Annotated in this window: 16 protein-coding genes and 1 pseudogene; 5 read left to right on the top strand and 12 right to left on the bottom strand. The window is 65.2% G+C overall.

The window, feature by feature from the left end; genetic code table 11:
- Positions 1-32 precede the first annotated feature (32 nt).
- The 4 genes and pseudogenes from J3S28_RS11470 to J3S28_RS11455 form a co-directional block, all read right to left on the bottom strand.
- On the bottom strand, positions 33-911 hold the full coding sequence (locus tag J3S28_RS11470) for an ABC transporter permease (RefSeq protein WP_207840582.1): 879 nt from the start codon (positions 909-911) through the stop codon (positions 33-35).
- The gene (locus J3S28_RS11465) at positions 904-1,707 is read right to left on the bottom strand and encodes an ABC transporter ATP-binding protein (protein WP_207840580.1); all 804 of its coding nucleotides are present in this window, start codon (positions 1,705-1,707) and stop codon (positions 904-906) included. The genes J3S28_RS11470 and J3S28_RS11465 overlap by 8 nt, the downstream gene beginning before the upstream one ends.
- Positions 1,704-2,755 (bottom strand): annotated as a pseudogene (locus J3S28_RS11460) (ABC transporter substrate-binding protein). Before J3S28_RS11460 ends, J3S28_RS11465 begins: the two are co-directional and overlap by 4 nt.
- 213 nt (positions 2,756-2,968) lie before the next feature.
- Positions 2,969-3,760 carry an IclR family transcriptional regulator gene (locus J3S28_RS11455; protein ID WP_207840578.1) on the bottom strand — a complete coding sequence of 264 codons (792 nt, stop codon included), beginning with the start codon at positions 3,758-3,760 and terminating at the stop codon, positions 2,969-2,971.
- Positions 3,761-4,011: 251 nt separating this feature from the next.
- Here J3S28_RS11455 and J3S28_RS11450 point away from each other — a divergent pair, with 251 nt between their 5' ends.
- The 5 genes from J3S28_RS11450 to J3S28_RS11430 all read left to right on the top strand — a co-directional run bounded on the left by J3S28_RS11450 (position 4,012) and on the right by J3S28_RS11430 (position 9,201).
- Entirely contained in the window at positions 4,012-4,977 is a 966-nt protein-coding gene (locus J3S28_RS11450; protein ID WP_372435995.1) for a TauD/TfdA dioxygenase family protein, read from the top strand.
- 26 nt (positions 4,978-5,003) lie between these two features.
- Positions 5,004-5,948, top strand: coding sequence for a TauD/TfdA dioxygenase family protein (locus J3S28_RS11445; RefSeq protein ID WP_207840574.1), 945 nt, complete (start codon positions 5,004-5,006; stop codon positions 5,946-5,948).
- A gap of 33 nt (positions 5,949-5,981) precedes the next feature.
- Positions 5,982-7,037 (top strand): ABC transporter substrate-binding protein, encoded by a 1,056-nt coding sequence (locus J3S28_RS11440; protein WP_207840572.1) that lies wholly within the window; start codon positions 5,982-5,984, stop codon positions 7,035-7,037.
- A gap of 77 nt (positions 7,038-7,114) precedes the next feature.
- Positions 7,115-8,182, top strand: coding sequence for a DNA polymerase IV (locus tag J3S28_RS11435; RefSeq protein ID WP_207840570.1), 1,068 nt, complete (start codon positions 7,115-7,117; stop codon positions 8,180-8,182).
- Between the two features lie 56 nt (positions 8,183-8,238).
- Complete coding sequence (locus J3S28_RS11430) at positions 8,239-9,201, top strand: esterase/lipase family protein (protein WP_207840568.1); 963 nt, start codon at positions 8,239-8,241, stop codon at positions 9,199-9,201.
- On the opposite strand, the gene J3S28_RS11425 is transcribed toward J3S28_RS11430, so the two are convergent.
- The 8 genes from J3S28_RS11425 to J3S28_RS11390 form a co-directional block, all read right to left on the bottom strand.
- The gene (locus tag J3S28_RS11425) at positions 9,186-9,965 is read right to left on the bottom strand and encodes a type 1 glutamine amidotransferase (protein WP_207840566.1); all 780 of its coding nucleotides are present in this window, start codon (positions 9,963-9,965) and stop codon (positions 9,186-9,188) included. The genes J3S28_RS11430 and J3S28_RS11425 overlap by 16 nt on opposite strands.
- Positions 9,965-10,366, bottom strand: coding sequence for a hypothetical protein (locus J3S28_RS11420; protein WP_110468274.1), 402 nt, complete (start codon positions 10,364-10,366; stop codon positions 9,965-9,967). The genes J3S28_RS11425 and J3S28_RS11420 overlap by 1 nt, the downstream gene beginning before the upstream one ends.
- A 204-nt stretch (positions 10,367-10,570) precedes the next feature.
- A complete protein-coding gene (locus J3S28_RS11415; protein ID WP_207840564.1) occupies positions 10,571-11,101 on the bottom strand; it encodes a SixA phosphatase family protein in 531 nt (176 codons plus the stop codon).
- 47 nt (positions 11,102-11,148) lie between these two features.
- A complete protein-coding gene (locus J3S28_RS11410; RefSeq protein ID WP_237341363.1) occupies positions 11,149-12,942 on the bottom strand; it encodes a penicillin-binding transpeptidase domain-containing protein in 1,794 nt (597 codons plus the stop codon).
- 115 nt (positions 12,943-13,057) lie between these two features.
- Entirely contained in the window at positions 13,058-13,972 is a 915-nt protein-coding gene (locus J3S28_RS11405; RefSeq protein ID WP_207840562.1) for a serine hydrolase, read from the bottom strand.
- On the bottom strand, positions 13,969-14,847 hold the full coding sequence (locus J3S28_RS11400; protein WP_207840560.1) for a LysR family transcriptional regulator: 879 nt from the start codon (positions 14,845-14,847) through the stop codon (positions 13,969-13,971). The genes J3S28_RS11405 and J3S28_RS11400 overlap by 4 nt, the downstream gene beginning before the upstream one ends.
- Positions 14,848-14,860: 13 nt before the next feature.
- Positions 14,861-15,175, bottom strand: coding sequence for a hypothetical protein (locus tag J3S28_RS11395; protein WP_240498310.1), 315 nt, complete (start codon positions 15,173-15,175; stop codon positions 14,861-14,863).
- 248 nt (positions 15,176-15,423) lie between these two features.
- Positions 15,424-17,808 (bottom strand): phosphoketolase family protein, encoded by a 2,385-nt coding sequence (locus J3S28_RS11390; protein WP_207840559.1) that lies wholly within the window; start codon positions 17,806-17,808, stop codon positions 15,424-15,426.
- Between the last annotated feature and the right edge of the window lie 76 nt (positions 17,809-17,884).

The following is a 17,884-nucleotide window of genomic DNA, read 5'->3' as shown; positions in this document are numbered from 1 at the left end:
TTCCTAGGGTCGAAAGGTCAGGAGGACGACGTTTACCCGTTCGAGGGGGTGCGCCAGCGCGAGAATCGGCGTTCTATGACGACCAGCACGAAGTTGAAGACGAGACCCACCAGGGCGATGGTCACGATCCCGGCGTACATCTGTGGGATCTGGAAATTGAGCTGGCTGGCCATGATCAGGTAACCCAGTCCCGAACGCGCTCCGACCATCTCGGCGGCGATGAGGACAAGGATCGACGCGGCCGCAGACAGGCGGATGCCGGTGAAGATCGTCGGCAGTGCCGCCGGCAAGATCACCTTCTGGAAGAGCCGAAACGACGACAGGCCCAGTGAACGGGCCGATTTGATCAGCAGGGGATCGACGGTGCGCACGCCCGAGATGGTGTTCAGGAGGATGGGGAACATGCACGCGTAGATGACGAGCGCGACCTTGGACGTCTCGCCGATACCCAGGATGAGCACGAACACCGGCAGCAGTGCCAAGGCCGCAGTGTTCCGGAACAACTCGAGGACCGGGTTGAGCAGCTGCGCCACAGGGCGGTACCAGCCGATCACGATTCCGAGCGGGACGGCGACGACGACGGCGACCGTGAAGCCCTTGAGCGCGCGACCCACACTCGCTGAGATGTGTTCGGACAGTTGGCCGCTCTGGGCCAAGGTGATCAGCGCGTCGACGACATCGGAGAACGGAGGCAGAAACGTCTTGTCGACGAGGCCGATACGCGGGGCCACCTCCCAGAACACGAGCAGCAGAGCCAGCACGATGGTCGTGCGGAACACCCAGGTGCCGGTGCGCAGGATGGTCCGTCCCACCGGCTTGCGGGTCCTGGGCTTCTCGGGTGTCGGTGTCGCGACCGGCGGTGCTGCAACCTCGGCGACCGGGGACGCCTTCTCCAGGGTGACGTTAGACATGTGAACCTGCTCCAATCAGTGTGGTGGCCTGCACTTCCGGCCGCAACGAGAGCCAGATCCGGTGCCGGTAGTCGCGGAACTGTTCGGAGGAGCGCAGATCGTCCACCGCCTCGCGGTCGATGTCGATATCGAGGATCTCCTTGATGCGCCCGGGACGTTCGGTCAGTACGGCAACGCGTTGCCCCAGATAGATCGCCTCATCGATGCCGTGAGTGATGAAGAGGATCGTCTTCCCGGTGGCCTTCCAGATGCGGAGCAACTCGTCCTGTAGCGACTCCCGAGTCTGTGCGTCGAGCGCTGCGAACGGTTCGTCCATCAGCAGGACCTCGGGGTCGTAGGCGAGGCTGCGTGCGATGGCGACGCGCTGCTTCATGCCGCCGGAGAGCTCGTGCGGTAGGTGATCGGCGAAACCGTCGAGGCCGACCAGGTGCAGGTACTCATCGGCGATCACCTTGCGGCGACGGCGCGGAATGCCCTTCGCCTCCAGCCCGAACTCCACATTGGCACGCGCGGAACGCCAGGGCAGGAGTGCGTATTGCTGGAAGACGACACCCCGGTCGAGGCCAGGGCCGGTGATCGGTCTGCCGTCGAGCAGGATCTCACCGGACGTCGGCTTGGTCAGTCCGCCGATGAGGTCAAGCAGCGTCGACTTACCGCTACCGCTGGGTCCGACCAGAACAAGGAACTCGCCTTCGGCCGCGGCGATCGTGATGTCGTCGACCGCCACGAAGTCGGGCTTGCCGGGGGAGGGGAATGCCTTTCGTACCGAACGTAGCTCGAGCTTGGGTGTGGTCATGATGCAGCCTCCACAGGGGCACCGTCGGGTCCCGACTCAGGCGGGTAGGTGCCGTTGGCGTAAGGGTTGTCGTCGTTGGTGAAGACGTCTTCCGGGGTGAGCTTTCCCTTCTCGAGTTCACCGTTGCGTACCAGCCAGTCGATCCAGAGCTGGAACTCTTCAGGCTTGATGACTCCGCCGGCGGTCGGGATGGACGAGCTCTGCCAGTAGTCGGCGAGTGCCGGGTCCTCACCCCGACCGCGCTTGCCGATGATGTCCTTGAAGCGTGCGACGACTTCGTCGCGCGGGGTCACCTGGGTCCATCGGACGGCGCGGGCCGTACCTTGCACGAAGTCCTTGACGGCCTCGGGGTTCTTCGCGATGAAGTCGTCGCGCAACACAAGGCTGCCGTAGCTGAAGTCGCCGAACACCGCGTCGGTGAAGAGCTCCCGCAGTCCACCGGTCTCGAGGGCCTTGTCGCGGAAGATGTTGTTGAAGGCGCCGACGTCGATCTGTCCTTGACGAAGGGCGGTCTCGGTGTTGATGGGTGGCACCACCAACAGCTGTACCGAGGCGATCTCATCCTTCGAAAGACCCTCACGTGCAAGCCATTCGCGAATGACGAACTCGGAGTGCGCACCCAGGGTGTTGATGCCTACCTTCTTGCCGATCAGGTCGCGGGCGCTGCGGATCGGGGAGCCGTCGAGTACGTAGAACCCGTTGTAGGTCTTGGAATCAGCGCCGTAATAGTCGACGACAGCGGTGATGGGCGACCCGGCTGACTTCAACTTGACGATGGCTCCGTTGAAGGCGCCGCGCCGAAGTCGGAGTCGCCCGTTGCTGTCGCCTGGATGGACTGCGGTCCGCTGGTTGTTTCACCCACGGACTTCAGTGTGACTTCGCTGAAGTAGCCGAGATCGGCTGCCAGTTCTGGGAATACGACGGTCGATGGTGAGGTGAGATAACGCAGTTCGGTCTTGCCGTCTGCGGTCAGGGTGGCCTCATCGGAGGACGACCCGCACGCGGTCGTTGCCAGTCCGAACGAGAGCGTCAGTGCCAGAACCGCAATCGTGCGCAGACGTCGCGGTGGTGTTAGTTTCACGAGATTCCCCTTCGGTTTTCCGCGCGGTGGATCCCGCGGAAAGTAATTGTTCGAAATCGACGTCCTGCCGAGCCCCTGACAGCGGACACCGCTGATCGATTTCGTGTGCTGGGTCAATGATGTTGGGCGCCGAGCGCCCGTCACAACAAGCTATTTCACGACGTGGAATATGCGGCGCTATTAAATCGTGCCGCGTAAAAGGTCCGGAGAAACCGCCAGCGCTCCCACCGGTGAACCCGGCTTCTGCGGCGATGACTCAGATACCACATCGGTGAGCAGGGCCGCGGTATTCCGCATCGCCGGATAGATCTGGGAGATCAAGTTCTGATTCAGTCGCACGCTGAGTGCTTGCACACCGACCGAGGCGCGGACGCGTCCTCCCGCGTCGAAGACCGGGACGGCAATCGCGGTGACCTCGGCCGGATCCGAGATCGCGTAGCCACGTCGGCGGGCGGCGTCGCCGGCGGCGACTCGCTGTCGCCCTTTTCGCCCTGTGAACGCGACAATCGCGCGACCCATCGCGGTCGCGTCCAGTGCGGCGCGTTGCTCGGGGATCTGGTGGTCACAGAAGGCAACCGGAGGACGCGCCGAGTAGACCGTGACTGCCTGGTCGTCCTCGGCGATACCCAGGCTCGCGGTGATCTTGATCTGGGACGACAGGGTGTGCAGGTGTGGCGCGGCGGCGTCGACGTCGATGCGCTTGGTGGTTGAGGTGGCCAGGGTCAGCAGGCCGTCGCCGATGCCGTAACAATCGGTCTGCGGGTCCTGGGTGAGCAGTCTGCCCCGCACCAGTGCCTGCGCGATCCGGTGAGTGGTGCTGATCGGCAGTCCCACCCGGCGGGCCAGCTCGCTGATCGGGATGAACGCGTCGGTGTTCTCCAACGCGTACAGCACCGAGATCGCCCGTTCGATCGCCTGAGACCCAGTGCGCGGCCGCAGGGGCACTGCGGCCCCGCCCTCGCTTGTGTCCATCGCTGTCTCCCCGCCGACTCGTCAACTCTGTTGGTCACGATCCCCGGTGCGCCGTCCGAGCGGAAGGATTGTGCGCGCCGTGATCTTTTCACCGCGAATTTCGGGCGGATTCGCGTGCTGGTTCCACGTTGTGGAAGCCGCGCTGGTGTTAATTTCCGGCGCCTTCGATATTTCGACTCAGGCCGTGTTCACGGCAACTCGAGTATTCATCCATCGCCAGTTGAGTTATCTCAAGGCCCGAAGAAAGGATCATCACGGTGACCATCACAGCAACCCAGACGGCGGCCGCGTCGACGGTACAATCGATCGAGGTCGCACCGATCGCCGGATATCTCGGCGCAGAGGTCTCCGGCCTCGATCTCACGCACGTGCAGAGCGCGGCAACCCAGCGTGCCCTGAATGACGCCCTGTACGAGTACAAGGTGCTCTTCTTCCGTGATCAGGTCATCGATCACGCGCAGCAGGTGCAGTTCACCGAGTACTTCGGCCGGGTCACAGATGCTCATCCGCTGGGATACGCGGACAAGTCGCCGGAAGGTTATCCGCAAGTGCTGGAGGTGGATTCGCGCACGTACGCCAACCGGGGCGGCTCCAAGCAATACAGCTACGCCAGCTTCTGGCACCAGGACGTCACAGCGCTGGTCAATCCGCCCGCCGTCACGGTGCTGCGGGCGGAGCTCGTACCCGACGTCGGTGGCGACACGACGTGGGCCGATCTCGGCGCTGCCTACGACAACCTTCCGGCCTCACTACAGCGGTTCCTCGAGGGTCTGTACGCGGAGAACCGTTTCGGCGGTCGCGAAAAGCGTTGGGAGAAGCAATCGGAAGCGGCGGCCCTGACCCAACAGAATCCGATCATCAGCGAGCACCCTGTGGTGCGGGTACATCCCGTCACCGGGCAGAAGCTGATCTACGTCAACCCGGGATTCACCAGCCGAATCGTCGGACTCAGTGCTGCGCAGAGTGATCGGCTGCTCGATCTCTTGTTCGCGGAGATCACGAACCCCGCGTATACCGTCCGAGTCCGCTGGACCCCGAACAGTATCGGAATCTGGGACAACCGCGCGACGATCCATCAGGCGCCCACCGATCTCGGCCACCTCGATGTCGTGCGCGTACTGCACCGCACCACCGTCGAGGGCGACATACCGGTCGGTGTTGCGGGTCAGCAGTCGCGCTCGATCTCCGGCGCTCCGTTCTACGCCCGAACCGCCTGAAAACCCGACTCACACAAGGAAAAGCCATGACCATCACCGATCTCCACACCAACGAAGACGATACGTCCACCGTCCACTTCGCTCGGGTCGCCGGCCACATCGGCGCCGACGTCACCGGCGTCGACCTGACCCGACCACTTGATCCCGAGGTGGCAGACGCCATCGTCGCCGGACTCCACCGGCACAAGGTGATCTTCTTCCGTGATCAGTTCATCGATCACGCCCAGCAGATCGCGTTCGCCCGGAACTTCGGTCCGGTGACCGCCTCGCATCCGTACGACGACGATGCGCCGACCGATTTCCCCGAGATCCTGAAGATCGACAACCGCGACTACGAGCGCAAGTTCGGGGTCAAGGCCGCCAGTTACACCAACGAGTGGCACACCGATGTGACCGCGCTGGTCAACCCGCCTGCGGTGTCGATCCTGCGGGCAGGCAACACCCCGGTCCGGGGCGGGGACACCAGCTGGGCCAACCTGGCCGCCGCGTATGCCGGACTACCGGAGTCCATCAAGGAGCTCGTCGACGGACTGCGGGCCGAGCACCGGTTCGGTGGCCGTCACCCGGTGTTCAAGGAGGGCAGCAACTATGGCGACAAGGTGGCCCGGACGCCGCTGATCGCCGAACATCCGGTGGTCCGGGTCCATCCCGTGACCGGCGAGAAGATCCTGTTCGTGCAGCCCGGCTTCACCAGCCGGATCGTCGGCTACAGCAGGCGACAGAGCGACGCCCTGCTCGATCTCCTCTTCGAGGAGGTGACCAACTCGGCGTACACGGTCCGATTGCGGTGGCGCGAAGGCACCATCGCGGTGTGGGACAACCGCGCGACCGCGCACCTGGCGCCGGGGGACGTCAATCACCTGGACGTGGCGCGAGTGCTGTATCGCACCACCATCGAAGGGGACATCCCGGTCGGCGTCGACGGTGCCTCATCGGTCGCGATCTCCGGCGAACAGTTCATCGGGTCCTGACCGGTACCCGAATCACTCACAAGGAAAATGAAGATGCGAAGTCGACCAAAGTTCCTCTCCGGTACCGCGATCGCGGTGTTCACCGTCCTCACGGTGGTCTTGGCATCGTGTTCGACAAGTGAGACTGCGGAGGTCGGGGCGGACGGCAAGGTGACGGTGCGATACCAGGGATGGGCGTCGCAGGTCGGTTGGTCGGAACTCGCCGAATCGCTGGGCTATTTCCAGAAGGTCAAACTCGAGTGGGTCGGTGACACCACGAGCGGGCCGCAGGACATCCAGGCGGTGGCGACCGGTGAGATCGACACCGGCTCGGCATTCAACGGGTCGGTGGCCAAACTGCAGCAGGCCGGTTCGAAGGTGACCGGGGTCGTCTCCACCAATGGTTCGGACACCGAGACGTTCCACGGCTATTACTCCCTCGAAGGCAGCGGCATCGAGACCGCGCAGGATCTGGTGGGTAAGAAGGTCGGCATCAACACGCTCGGCGCTTATCACGAGTACGCCATCAAGGAGTGGCTGCACCGCGAGGGGGTCTCAGATGCAGACATCAAGAATGTGGGGCTGACCGTGGTCCCTCCGATCAACACCGAACTGGCGCTCCGCGAAAAACAAATCGAAGTAGGCAATCTCGGTACGATCTTCAAGGACGTGGCCCTGCAGAAGGGTGGTCTGCACGAGATCTTCCGGGACACCAGTCTCATCGGGAATCTGTCCATCGCCACCGCGGTCTTCCGGGATGAGTACATCGACGAGAATCCGGAGGTCGTGAAGGATTACGTCCAGGGGGTGGCCCGCGCCATCCGGTGGGCGCAGCTGCGTCCGCGTGAGGAAGTGGTCAACCGGTTCGTCAAGATCATCGAAGACCGTGGCCGCAACGAGAACACGGAGTTCGTGAAGCAGTGGAAGAGTCCCGGTGTCCCGGTGCCCGGTGGGGTGATCGAGCCCGAGGAATTCACCCTCTGGGTCGACGAGGCGGTTCGGCTCGGTGAGCTGCCTGCCGGGGTCAAGGTCGAAGAGCTCTACACCAACGAGTTCAATCCGTACGCGAACGGGACGTATCCGCCTGCCTCCAACGAGGAGGGTGTCTGAGTCACTTTCGCTTCATGAGGTCAGGCGCCTGCGATAGCGCGGGCGCCTGACCTCGTTTTGCAATAACGTCGGCAGGGATGACTGAGCCGCTCCGGCGCTACCGCGCGATCATGCACGTCGACCTGGACCAGTTCCAGGTGTCTGTCGAGCGCCGCGGAAACCCGGACCTCGTCGGTGTGCCGGTGATCGTCGGCGGCACCGGTGATCCGACCGAACCCCGCAAGGTCGTCACGTGCGCGTCGTACGAGGCCCGCGATGTCGGAGTGCGGGCCGGGATGCCGCTGCGGTCGGCGTTTCGGAAGATGCCCGATGCGGTGTATCTGCCGCTGGACCATGCGTCCTATGACGCCGCGTCCGCCGAGGTGATGAACACGCTGCGAAGTCTCGGATATCCGGTCGAGGTCATCGGCTGGGACGAAGCGTTCCTGGGTGTGCCCGCGGCGGAGGCGGGGGTCGATCCGATCGAGTTGGCCCAGTCCATCCGGCAGCGGATCCTCGACGAGCGTGGACTGCCGTCGGCCGTGGGGATCAGTGACAACAAGCAGCGGGCAAAGATGGCGACGGGCTTCGCCAAACGCGATCCCGAGCACATCTTCGTACTGAACAGCACCAACTGGATGCCGATCATGGGCGAGCGTGGGGTCGGCGACTTGTGGAGCGTGGGACCGAAGACCACCGCCAAACTGAACGCGCTCGGGATCTCGACCGTCGAGCAGCTGGCCAGCGAGGATCGCGGACGGCTCATCGCCGAATTCGGCCCCCATCTCGGCAACTGGCTCAACCTGCTGTCGCGGGGAGGCGGCGACATCACTGTCGAGACAGAGCCGTACATCCCGCGCTCGCACAGCAAGGTCGAGACGTTTCCCAAGGATCTGTCCGAGCCCGCTGAGATCGATGACGCGATCCGAAAGCTGACGCGAGAGTTGTTGGCGCAGGTGGTGTCCGAAGAGCGGGTCGCGTTCCGGGTCGCTGTCACGGTTCGAACGATGACGTTCTACACGCGCACGAAGTCGCGCAAGTTGCCTGCACCGACCACCGACATCGACGTCATCGAACCGGCGATGCTCGAGGTCCTGCACAAGTTCGAGTTCGATCGGCCGATTCGCCTGCTCGGGGTGCGCCTGGACCTGGTGATGCCGGAATAGACCCTCGGCGCCGGCCGCGGTGCTAGTTTTCCTCCGAGGCAGCGAGAGGAATCAGCATGAGGTGGACGAAGCGATCAGGTGTGGTGGCCGCCGCTCTGGCACTGATCATCGGAATGGGTTTCGCCCCCGCCGCGACCGCTGCGCCGCTGCCGGTCGACCACAACTTCCTCGCCGGGATCCCCGCTGAACTCGCGAACCCGGGTGGATCCCTTCCCGGCTCCAATGACTACGGCTGTAAACCCTCGCCGGAGCATCCCAATCCGGTCGTCCTGGTGCACGGGACGGCCGGCAGCCAGCAGACGAATTGGATCTCGCTGGTGCCTGCGCTCAAGAACGAGGGCTATTGCGTCTTTGCGCTGACCTACGGGGAGCTGTCACCGCAGTGGCCGCTCTCGCGGATCGGCGGCCTCGGCGACAAGACCATCAGTGCCTGGCAGCTCAAGCTCTTTGTCGACAACGTCCTCGCCAAGACCGGTGCGGAAAAGGTTGACATCGTGGGGCATTCGCAGGGTACCCAGATCCCGACCTACTGGGCGAAGTACTACGGAGGCGCCCGCCACATCGACAAGTACGTGTCGCTGGCGCCGTTCTGGCAGGGATCTGACGGTGACGGTCAGGGGCGTTCCGACCTCATCGCGATGTTCGCCGACGCGTTGGGGCTGCCGCCGGCTGCGGTTCCGCAGACCGACTGCCCCGATTGCGTCGCCGCCCCCGGTGACGACGACTTCGCCGCGGCCATCGACGCGCCGAATGGTCCCTACGTCGAGGGCATCACGTACACCAACATCGCCACCCGCTACGACCAGCTCGTCACGCCGTACACCAGCGGCATCCTGGCGGGTCCCGCCGGCATCGAGGTCACGAACATCGTTGTGCAGGACACATGTTCGCTCGATCGTTCCGATCATCTGTCCATCGTCGCGAACCAGCGGACGGAGGCGATGGTCCTCAATGCACTCGACCCGCAGCACCCTCGTCCGGTGCCGTGCCTGGCGGTGCCGCCCTACACGGGTGCGTGAACGAGCTTCAGGAAGGCATCGAGCAGGATCCCGCAGTTGCGGTGCGATTCCTCTGCGCGCGCGGTGATCTCGGCGGTGATCTTCTGGAGATCGATACCGCGCTCGACGACCAGTTGCCCCTCGCGACTCACCGCCCAGCTGGCCTGCCAGGTTGCCCACACCGCAGGGGAGATCTCCGGATGGAACTGCACGGCGAGGTTGCGGCCGAACGTGAACGCTTGCAGCGCAGCCCCGTTGCGCGCGATCTCGCGGGCGCCCGGGGGGAGCGAGAAGCGGTCGAAGTGCATTTGCATCCACGGCCCGTTCGACACCAGCTCGGGCGCCACGCTGTTGACCGTCACGTACCCGTGTTCGGGGTGGTCGGAGCGCTTCACGGTGCCGCCCAGCACCCGACTCAGGAGTTGCCCGCCGAAACACACACCGAAGATCGGCACGTTCGCCGCCAGCGCGGCCCGCAGGTAGGTCAACTCCGCGCCGAGCCAGGGCACGGAATCGTCGTATGCCGACTCCGATGAGCCCATGACGACGACGAAGTCGAAACCGCTGACGTCAGGGAGTTCGCTGGAGGGGTGCACGATCTGGACCTCGTAGCCGCGGTCTGCCACGTGTCCGCGGAGCGTCCCGGTGTCGGCGATACCGCGGTCGGTGTCGGTGTCGTGGACCACGAAGAGGGCTTTGCCGCGCCGGGCCGTCGAGTTCTCGATGCGCTGGGCCGTCGAGGAATCGCTTCGCTGGGCTGTCGAGGTATCGCTTCGCTCGGCCATCAGGTCTTGTCGGGGATCTGTGCGGCGATGTAGACCCCGAGCGCGGCGTAACTCACGGCCACGGCGGTCAGGGCGTACTTCGGCAGCTTCGGGATGCCGCCGGTGGTCAGTGCCGCGGTGGCGTCCCAGGCGTCCACGCCTGCGCCCGAGAGCAGGAGTTTCTTGAGCAGCGGATTCTCCTGCGCCTGCGCGGCCGCGATGACCACGCCACCGAGGTAGACCTCGCGGGCGCCGAACATCTTGTTGGTCAGCTTCGCGCCGGGCAGTGCGGCCTCGGTGCCGATCACACCCTGGGCGGTCGTCTTGGGGGCGAACATGTAGCCGAGGCCGAGCCCCGCGCGTCCCGCCCCGAGCAGTATGGCCATGGTCTTCACGTCGATCTTTGATGCGGGAAGCTTCATTGCTGTCTCCTGGGCCGGCGTTGGGAGTTTTGTCCAGTATGGCCAAAACCGTCTGACTCTGGACATTCTGGGGCCTGCAGCGGCGGTCGTGTGCCTTTTTCGCGTGGTCACTCTTGGGTCGACTCGATCACACCGCCCACCTGTTTTTGCGCGGCCCACTGGAAATAACATGGGGAAGACGCAAATTCGGGTGGGGGAGAGGCGTCAGGGCTCCCGCGGAATCGCCATCTGAACCAGCCGAGCTGTCGGGTCGGGGTCAAGACCTAGCTGGTCCCAGGGTGTTTCGGTGTTGACCACGGCGTATGCCGATGTCGGAAAACGTTCGATCTGCCCTTCCGGGTCAAGGGTCAGTGCCGTGGCAGGCATTCCGGGCTCGTGTCCGACGACGAGCAGCGTCTGCGCCTGCGACGGTGCGTGCAACCGGATCGCCTCGAGGATGTGGTCTGGATGCCCGCCGTAGATGTCGTCGACGTAGGTCACCGGCGCAGCGATGCCCGTCCGTTCCAGAGTCTGCCGGGTGCGGGTCGAGGTCGAGCACAACACGTGGTCGACGGTGAGGCCGGCGTCAGCGATCCAACGGCCTGCGAGGGCCGCTTCGCGCTGTCCGCGTTCGGCCAACGGGCGCTCGTGGTCGCGGACCCCGTCCGGGTAACCGGACTTGCCGTGCCGCATCAATATCAGTGTCCTCGTCACAGCTTCGACGGTAGTCGTACGCCGGTGACGCCAGCAAAGCATCGCCACCAAGCATTGCGATCGGGATCACCGCGAACGGGAGTGCTGACCTAACCTTCGTCTGTCGTCCGGAGGAAGTCGCCGGCGACTTCGACGGCCGGCTGCGAGCTGCCGCCCCCGACGACGAGCGCTGCGAAAGCGATGTCACCGGAGATGCCGGTGAACCATCCGTGCGCAGCGCCGTTGTCGCCGTATTCGGCGGTCCCGGTCTTGCCGCCGAGACCGTTGATGTCACCGAGTGCACTCGCGGTTCCCGAGGTGACCGTTTGCCGCATCATCGCCCGCAACTGGCCGACCACCCTCGGATCAAGAGGCTCCGGCGTCTTGTCCGCCGTGGTCCGCTGGCCGACGATCAGGCTCGGCAACACCATGGAGCCGTGCCCCAGACTGGCCTCGGCCACGGCCATCCCGAATGGTGACGCCGTGACGCTGCCCTGACCGATACCGTTCTCCACCCGCAGAGCCGGACTGTCCGCACTGGGCACCGACCCGGTCACGGTGACGATCCCCGGGACAACGAAATCCACGCCGATGCCCAACTGCTGCGCCGCGGCCGGGAGTGCATCCGGACCGAGCCGGTTCGACAGCGCGGCCATCGTGGTGTTGCAGGACCGGGCGAACGCCGTCGACAGGGGCACCTTGCCGAGGTCGAAGTCGTCCTCGTTGGGTATAGTCCGGCCCTCGATGGTGGCGCGGCCGGGGCACGGCAGGACGGTGTCGGGCGTGGCGGTGCCCGACGACAGCGCTGCTGCGGTGGTGATCGTCTTGAAGGTCGAGCCGGGCGGGTAGAGACCGCTGAGGGCGATGGCGCCATCGCGGTCTGCGGCGCCGTTTTGTGCCACCGCGAGTAGTCCGCCGGTGGACGTGGACATCGCCACGAACACGGCCGGTTTGCTCTGTGCCGCAACGGCCTGCTGGGCCATCAATTGCAGTCGCCGGTCCAGGGTCAGCTGTAGCGGGTCGGTGGGCTGCGCCGCAACCGAGGTGAGCTGGTCGACGGGATTCCCGTCGGTGTCGACGATGCTGACAGACCAGCCGGCACCCTGCGAGACGCGGTCGTTCCACGCCTCGTCGACACCGGCGAACACCGGCGACTTCAACGCCTTGTCGGCGGTGAGGAGTTTCCCCTGCTCCTCGACGGTGACGCCGTTGATCGACTCGAGGCGCGTCCGCACGCGGTCGAGGTCGCGTTCGCGCAAGGTCGCGACGGTGATGGTGTCGCCCTGCTGCTGTGCGGCCGCAGTTCGGATCGATGCGTCTGTGATGGCGGGATCGATGGCGGCGAGAACAGGGGCGAGCGCGGCTGATCCCTCCGTCAGGGCCGCTCGGCGAAGGGCGATCACACCAACGGTCTGCCAGGTCATCAGGTCCGCGCCGCCGCGGTCGACCACGGGGGTCAGCAGATTCCTGTCGTCCGAGTACTGAAAGTGCGTTCCCGGCGCGAGGTTGTCGTGCAGCAGGGTCGGAGACCATTCGAGGCGCCATCCGTCGTCGGTGTCGACGGCACGCCCGCTGGTCTGGTATTCGAGTTCTCTGTCCTCACCGAACGTCCAGGACATCATCAGTTGTCCGGCACCGTTGTCGCCGTCCACGTCCCGGGCGCCCACCCGTACCTCGGCGGATTGGCCGAGGTAGGTGAACATGTCGCTGATCGCTTTGTCCGCCGCCGCAGGATCGGTGGTGTGTTCGGCTGCTTTGCTCGCGTCGCCGGAGGTCAGCGCCGACGCGAAAGCGCCGAAGGGGTCCTTCGGATCGTCACCCAGCGCGGCGCAACCTGTGCCGAGCAGGGCCATGACCATCAGCAGAACTCTTGTCGGGAACCGAGTGCGCTCAACATTTCTCATCGCTCGCGAACTCAACCAGCGCGCCTCGTGCGGGACAACCGGCGACACCCTGACTGCCGATAGCGTTTCGCTATCGGCACAGCTGAGACGACCTGTACAGGGCGCAAAGTCCGTCTCAGCCCTTCGCGCTGCGGACCTCGTTCACAGCGACGCGCGCTGCCTGACCGATCGCCGCTTCCACCGTCGGTAGCGATAGCTCCGATCGCGCGGCGTGGGTGAACACGGCGACGGCGACCGGGTGTTCGCCCGGGTATTCGACGACGGCGACCTCGTTGCGGATCGCTCCGAGGGTCCCGGTCTTGCCTGCCACCGTGGCGATTCCGAGCGGGAATCCAGATGAGATCCGCTGCTTCCACGCCTGTTTGCGCATCGTGGTCCGGATGAAGTCGCAACTGCCGGCCGAGGCGACGCGATCGGTCCAGATCAGATCGAGTAGGCAGGTTGCCTCCCGAGCGGTGGTGGCGCCGGTCAAGGCGGGATCGTAGGCGCTGATCGTTCCGGTCCGGTCGACGTCGGCGAGCGCAGCGAAGGCCTCGGCGACCGTACTCGACCCGGTGTCGGAAAGAAGCTGCTGCTGTACCTGCGCCATACCGCCGACCACGTGTGTGGAGTGCAATCCCGCACCGTCGAGGACTTCACGAACACCGCCGAGTCCGACCTCCGCGAGGATTACATCAGCTGCTGCGTTGTCGGAGACGACCATCATCTGCACGGCCAGGTCGCGCCAGCTCAAGGTGATCGGATCATGCAGGGTGGCAATGCCTGTCGGTCCTTCCGCGCACTTTCTGGGATCGACCGTGACCGTGTCGCGCAGGTTGACGTCGCCGCGGTCGGCGCGTACGCACAGGGCCGCGAGCAACGGGAGTTTGTACACCGATGCCATCACCACAGGGTCATCGGCGTACCAGCCGAACTCGCGTTCCGGCGTGCGCCCGATGGTGCGGGCGTGCAGCCAGGCGGCGCACCCGGCGTCAGCGAAGATCTCCCGAAGCCGTTGCCCGACTGCGCTGCCAGGATGTCCGACCGTCATCGGGAGAGCTTCCACAAGGCCGATTCGAGGGCGTCGATCGGTGGCCTCGGCGCCTCGGGTCGGCGAATCACCAATAACCGCAGTGGCACGTCGTCGGAAATCATCGAGACCGTCTCGATTCCCGTGACGAGACCCAGGTGCCCCGGTACCGGCGCCACGGCGAACGCTTCGCCGCCGGCCACGGCAGCCACCAACTCGCCCGGCGCCCGCACCGGCAGGAACGCCGGGTCCAGACCTCGGACGTGGAGGGTGTCGACGAGTAGATCGAATGCGGGTGGATTAGCGGCGCGCGGCGAGTGCGCCAACGCCAATCCCTGCAACATACGAACAGTCGGCCGTTTTGCCGCCGCGACCGGATGTCCGGCGGGCACCAGGAAGGTGCGATCGATCCTGGCCACCGGACCGCTCTCGAGACCATCACGCACGCAGGGGTGTTCGACGATCGCGAGGTCGAGTAACCCCTTGCGTACATCGTCGACGAGATCGACCACGGGCGCCACACTGATCCGATGCCGCCGGTCGGAGCCGAGACCGGCAAGCGCCGCGGCACACTGCGCTGCGATCGACGGATCGAGGTCGGGCGGAAGCCCGCACCGCAGCACGTCTGCGTGCTCGCGCAGGCGACGTGCCTCGCCGGTGAATCGGTCGGCGTCGTCGATCAGGACCCTCGCACGGGGCAGCAGTTCGCGTCCCGCCGGGGTCAGTTCGGCACCCTGCGGCGCGCGGCGGATCAGGTCGACCCCCAGAGTGCGCTCCAGCCGGCGCAGTCCTTGCGAGACCGGAGGCTGAGTCATCTCCAACCTGACCGCGGCGTTACCGAAATGCCCTTCATCGGCGACGGCAACAAAGAACCTCAGATGTCGGAGCAGGTCCATCAGTGGCCGGAGGTCACGACGCGCGCCGGTGCCGTCCGGTGTGCTCCTCGATACCCGCAGCGGCCAGGGCAGCGCGCAGTAGTCGGACGGTATGGCCCCAGGCCGACGCTTCCTGCTCCAGATGCTGCGCGATCTCGGCGTTGCCGCGATCCCATTCGTGTTCGGCGAGCTCGCGGAGCTCCACCACCTCGTCCATGCCGAAGCCGACGAGCTCGATCAGTGCTGTGGAGTCGGCGCACGCCCATTCGATCTGGTCGCGGCGCAGCGTCATCAGTCGCTCCAGGTCGTCAGCCAGCGCCGACTGCGCCGATGCGGTAAGACCACTCACCCGACCCAGGGTGCCTGACGTGGTGGACCAGGACCAGCTGACGCGCCGAGTACCGGCGGATCTGGTTTCGCCGCGGACCCGACCATCGGCAGTGGGGCCTACCGCCGAGCGTGCCACAATCTCCCCCGAGCGTGCCAAAAAGTACTGCTCACCAGCAGCTTCGGCACGCTCGACGGCAACTTTGGCACGCTCGACAGCGTTGTCGGCACGCTCGACGGGCGGTCGTCGTCGGGATCAGACCGGTGCCGCTAGGACCACTTCCACTCTCGGATCTCCGGCATGTCCTCGAAGTGTTCACGGACATAGTCGTGATGCCTGCGCAGTTGCGACTGGCAGAACTCGGCCAGCTCGCCGCTCTTCTCGGGCACCCGTCTGCTGCGTCGCAGTGCTTCGAGCACCAGGTGGTAGCGGCTCATCTTGTTGAGGACCACCATGTCGAAAGCGGTTGTGGTGGTCCCTTGTTCACTGAACCCGCGAACATGGAACCGTTCGGGGTTGGTGCGTCCGTGTAACTGCTGGTGTACGGCGCGGGGATAGCCGTGGAACGCGAAGACGACATCGGTGTCGGCGGTGAACAAATCGACGAACTGTAGCTCGGGCAGCCCGTGCGGGTGATCGTTCGGCGGCAACAGCACCATCAGATCCACGACGTTGACGACGCGGACACGCAACCACGGCACCCACTCCCGCAACAGATGCGCCGCTGCCAGGATCTCCTCGGTCGGGACATCGCCGGCCGCGGCGAGCACGATGTCGGGCTCCTCCTCGGCTCCCACCGCTGTCGGGTTCTCCGTTCCGGCCCACTCCCAGATCGACACCCCCGCGGCGCAGTGTTCGTTGGCCTGTTCGAGGGTCAGGTACTGAGGATGCGATTGCTTGTCCACCACAAGCACATTCACGTGATCGCGACTTCGGAAGCAGTGGTCGGCGACCGAGAGCAGCGTGTTGGAGTCCGGCGGCAGCCAGACCCTGACCACCTCGGGCGAGAGCGGGATGACCGCGTCGATCATGCCGGGACCCTGATGGCTGAACCCGTTGTGATCGTTGCGCCAGCAGGTGCTGGTGAGGAGCACGTTCAGGGAGGCGACGGGTTCACGCCACGGCAAGGCGACCGCGTGCTGCAGCCATTTGGCGTGCTGCACCAGCATCGAGACGCTGACCATCGCGAACGCCTCGTACGTGGCGAACATGCCGTGGCGACCGGTGAGGAGGTAACCCTCGAGCCAGCCCTGACAGAGGTGCTCACTGAGAACCTCCATGACCCGGCCCTCGGGCGAGAGGCCGTCGTCGTTCTCGGTACGCGGCAGTTGCCAGCACCGGTCTGTCACCTCGAAGACGGCCTGCAGCCGGTTCGACGCGGTCTCGTCCGGGGAGAACAACCGGAAGTTGCCGCCGTGCTGGGCGTCCGAGTTCTGCTCGTAGATGTCGCGCATGAGTTCTCCGAGGACCTTCGTCGTCTCATACGCCCGCGCGCCAGGGGCCTCGATCTCGAGCGCGTACGACTCCAGCGCCGGAATCTTCAGCGGCACCAGGTTGCGGCCGCCGTTGGCGTACGGCGTCGACCCCATCCGCAGATCGCCGTCCGGGGCGAGCTCGGCGAGTTCCTTGGAGAACGTGCCGTTGTCGTCGAAAAGGTCGTCTGGCCGATACTTCTGCAGCCATTCCTCGAGCAGTGTCAGGTGCTCCGGATTCTCGCGCACCCCGGACAGCGGAACCTGATGACTCCAATGGGTGCCTTCGATCAGCTTGCCGTCGACTTCGTGGGGTCCGGTCCAACCTTTGGGCGTCCGCAGCACGATCGCCGGCCACTTCTCACCAATCGACTCACCGGCCCGGGCAGCGCCCTGAATGTCCGCGATCTTCTGGTGAGCCGCCGCGAGCGCGGTGGCCAGAGCGGGGAAGACCTCGCTCGGGTCATCTCCCTCGACGAAAATCGGAGCCCATCCCTGACCCGACAGGTACGACTCGATGTCGCGGTCACTCGTGCGGCCGAGCACGGTCGGGCTCGCGATCTTCGCGCCGTTGAGATGCAGGATCGGCAGGACGGCACCATCGCGGGCGGGGTTGAGGAACGCCGGGATCTTCCACGACCCCGACAGCGGACCGGTCTCCGCCTCACCGTCGCCGACGACGCACGCAACGACCAGATCGGGATTGTCGAACGCCGCGCCCGCCGCGTGGATGAGGGCGTAACCGAGTTCGCCACCCTCGTGGATCGAACCGGGGGTCTGCACACTGACGTGACTCGGGATGCCGCCGGGCGTCGAGAACTGCCGGCACAGGGCTTTGAGCCCCGCCGAGTCGCCGGAGATGTGCGGATAGACCTCGCTGTAAGTGCCTTCGAGATACGTCGCGGCGACCAGTGCCGGTCCGCCGTGACCCGGGCCGGTCACATAGAGCCACTTCGTCCCTGTGTCGCGGATGTGCCGGTTGAGCAGCGTGTAGATCATCGACAAACCAGGGCTGGTGCCCCAGTGGCCCAACAATCGTGGCTTGATGTGCTCGACGGAGAGTGGTTCGCGGAGCAACACATTGTCCTGCAGATAAATCTGGGCGACCGTCAGATAGTTTGCCGCGGCCCACCACCGCAGATCGAGTTCGAGTTCGGAGTCGGTGTATTCGGCCAACGTCATATGCAACAACTTTCGTCGTGCGAGCAGGGCAAGGTCGATTATCGCGGCATCGCAGCGGTGCGCGCCACGGCACGAG

This window comes from Williamsia soli (assembly GCF_017377795.1).
GTDB classification, from domain to species: Bacteria; Actinomycetota; Actinomycetes; order Mycobacteriales; family Mycobacteriaceae; genus Williamsia; species Williamsia soli.
The sequence above is the reverse complement of the archived record's forward strand: the minus strand, read 5'-3'. Positions and strand labels throughout refer to the sequence as shown.

Coding starts and splice junctions, on each gene's coding strand:
- J3S28_RS11435 (WP_207840570.1), top strand. CDS start 7,115: ATGACTGAGCCGCTCCGGCGCTACCGCGCGATCATGCACGTCGACCTG.
- J3S28_RS11445 (WP_207840574.1), top strand. CDS start 5,004: ATGACCATCACCGATCTCCACACCAACGAAGACGATACGTCCACCGTC.
- J3S28_RS11470 (WP_207840582.1), bottom strand. CDS start 911: ATGTCTAACGTCACCCTGGAGAAGGCGTCCCCGGTCGCCGAGGTTGCA.
- J3S28_RS11410 (WP_237341363.1), bottom strand. CDS start 12,942: ATGAGAAATGTTGAGCGCACTCGGTTCCCGACAAGAGTTCTGCTGATG.
- J3S28_RS11400 (WP_207840560.1), bottom strand. CDS start 14,847: ATGGACCTGCTCCGACATCTGAGGTTCTTTGTTGCCGTCGCCGATGAA.
- J3S28_RS11405 (WP_207840562.1), bottom strand. CDS start 13,972: ATGACGGTCGGACATCCTGGCAGCGCAGTCGGGCAACGGCTTCGGGAG.
- J3S28_RS11465 (WP_207840580.1), bottom strand. CDS start 1,707: ATGACCACACCCAAGCTCGAGCTACGTTCGGTACGAAAGGCATTCCCC.
- J3S28_RS11425 (WP_207840566.1), bottom strand. CDS start 9,965: ATGGCCGAGCGAAGCGATACCTCGACAGCCCAGCGAAGCGATTCCTCG.
- J3S28_RS11420 (WP_110468274.1), bottom strand. CDS start 10,366: ATGAAGCTTCCCGCATCAAAGATCGACGTGAAGACCATGGCCATACTG.
- J3S28_RS11455 (WP_207840578.1), bottom strand. CDS start 3,760: ATGGACACAAGCGAGGGCGGGGCCGCAGTGCCCCTGCGGCCGCGCACT.
- J3S28_RS11430 (WP_207840568.1), top strand. CDS start 8,239: ATGAGGTGGACGAAGCGATCAGGTGTGGTGGCCGCCGCTCTGGCACTG.
- J3S28_RS11440 (WP_207840572.1), top strand. CDS start 5,982: ATGCGAAGTCGACCAAAGTTCCTCTCCGGTACCGCGATCGCGGTGTTC.
- J3S28_RS11415 (WP_207840564.1), bottom strand. CDS start 11,101: ATGCTTTGCTGGCGTCACCGGCGTACGACTACCGTCGAAGCTGTGACG.
- J3S28_RS11390 (WP_207840559.1), bottom strand. CDS start 17,808: ATGACGTTGGCCGAATACACCGACTCCGAACTCGAACTCGATCTGCGG.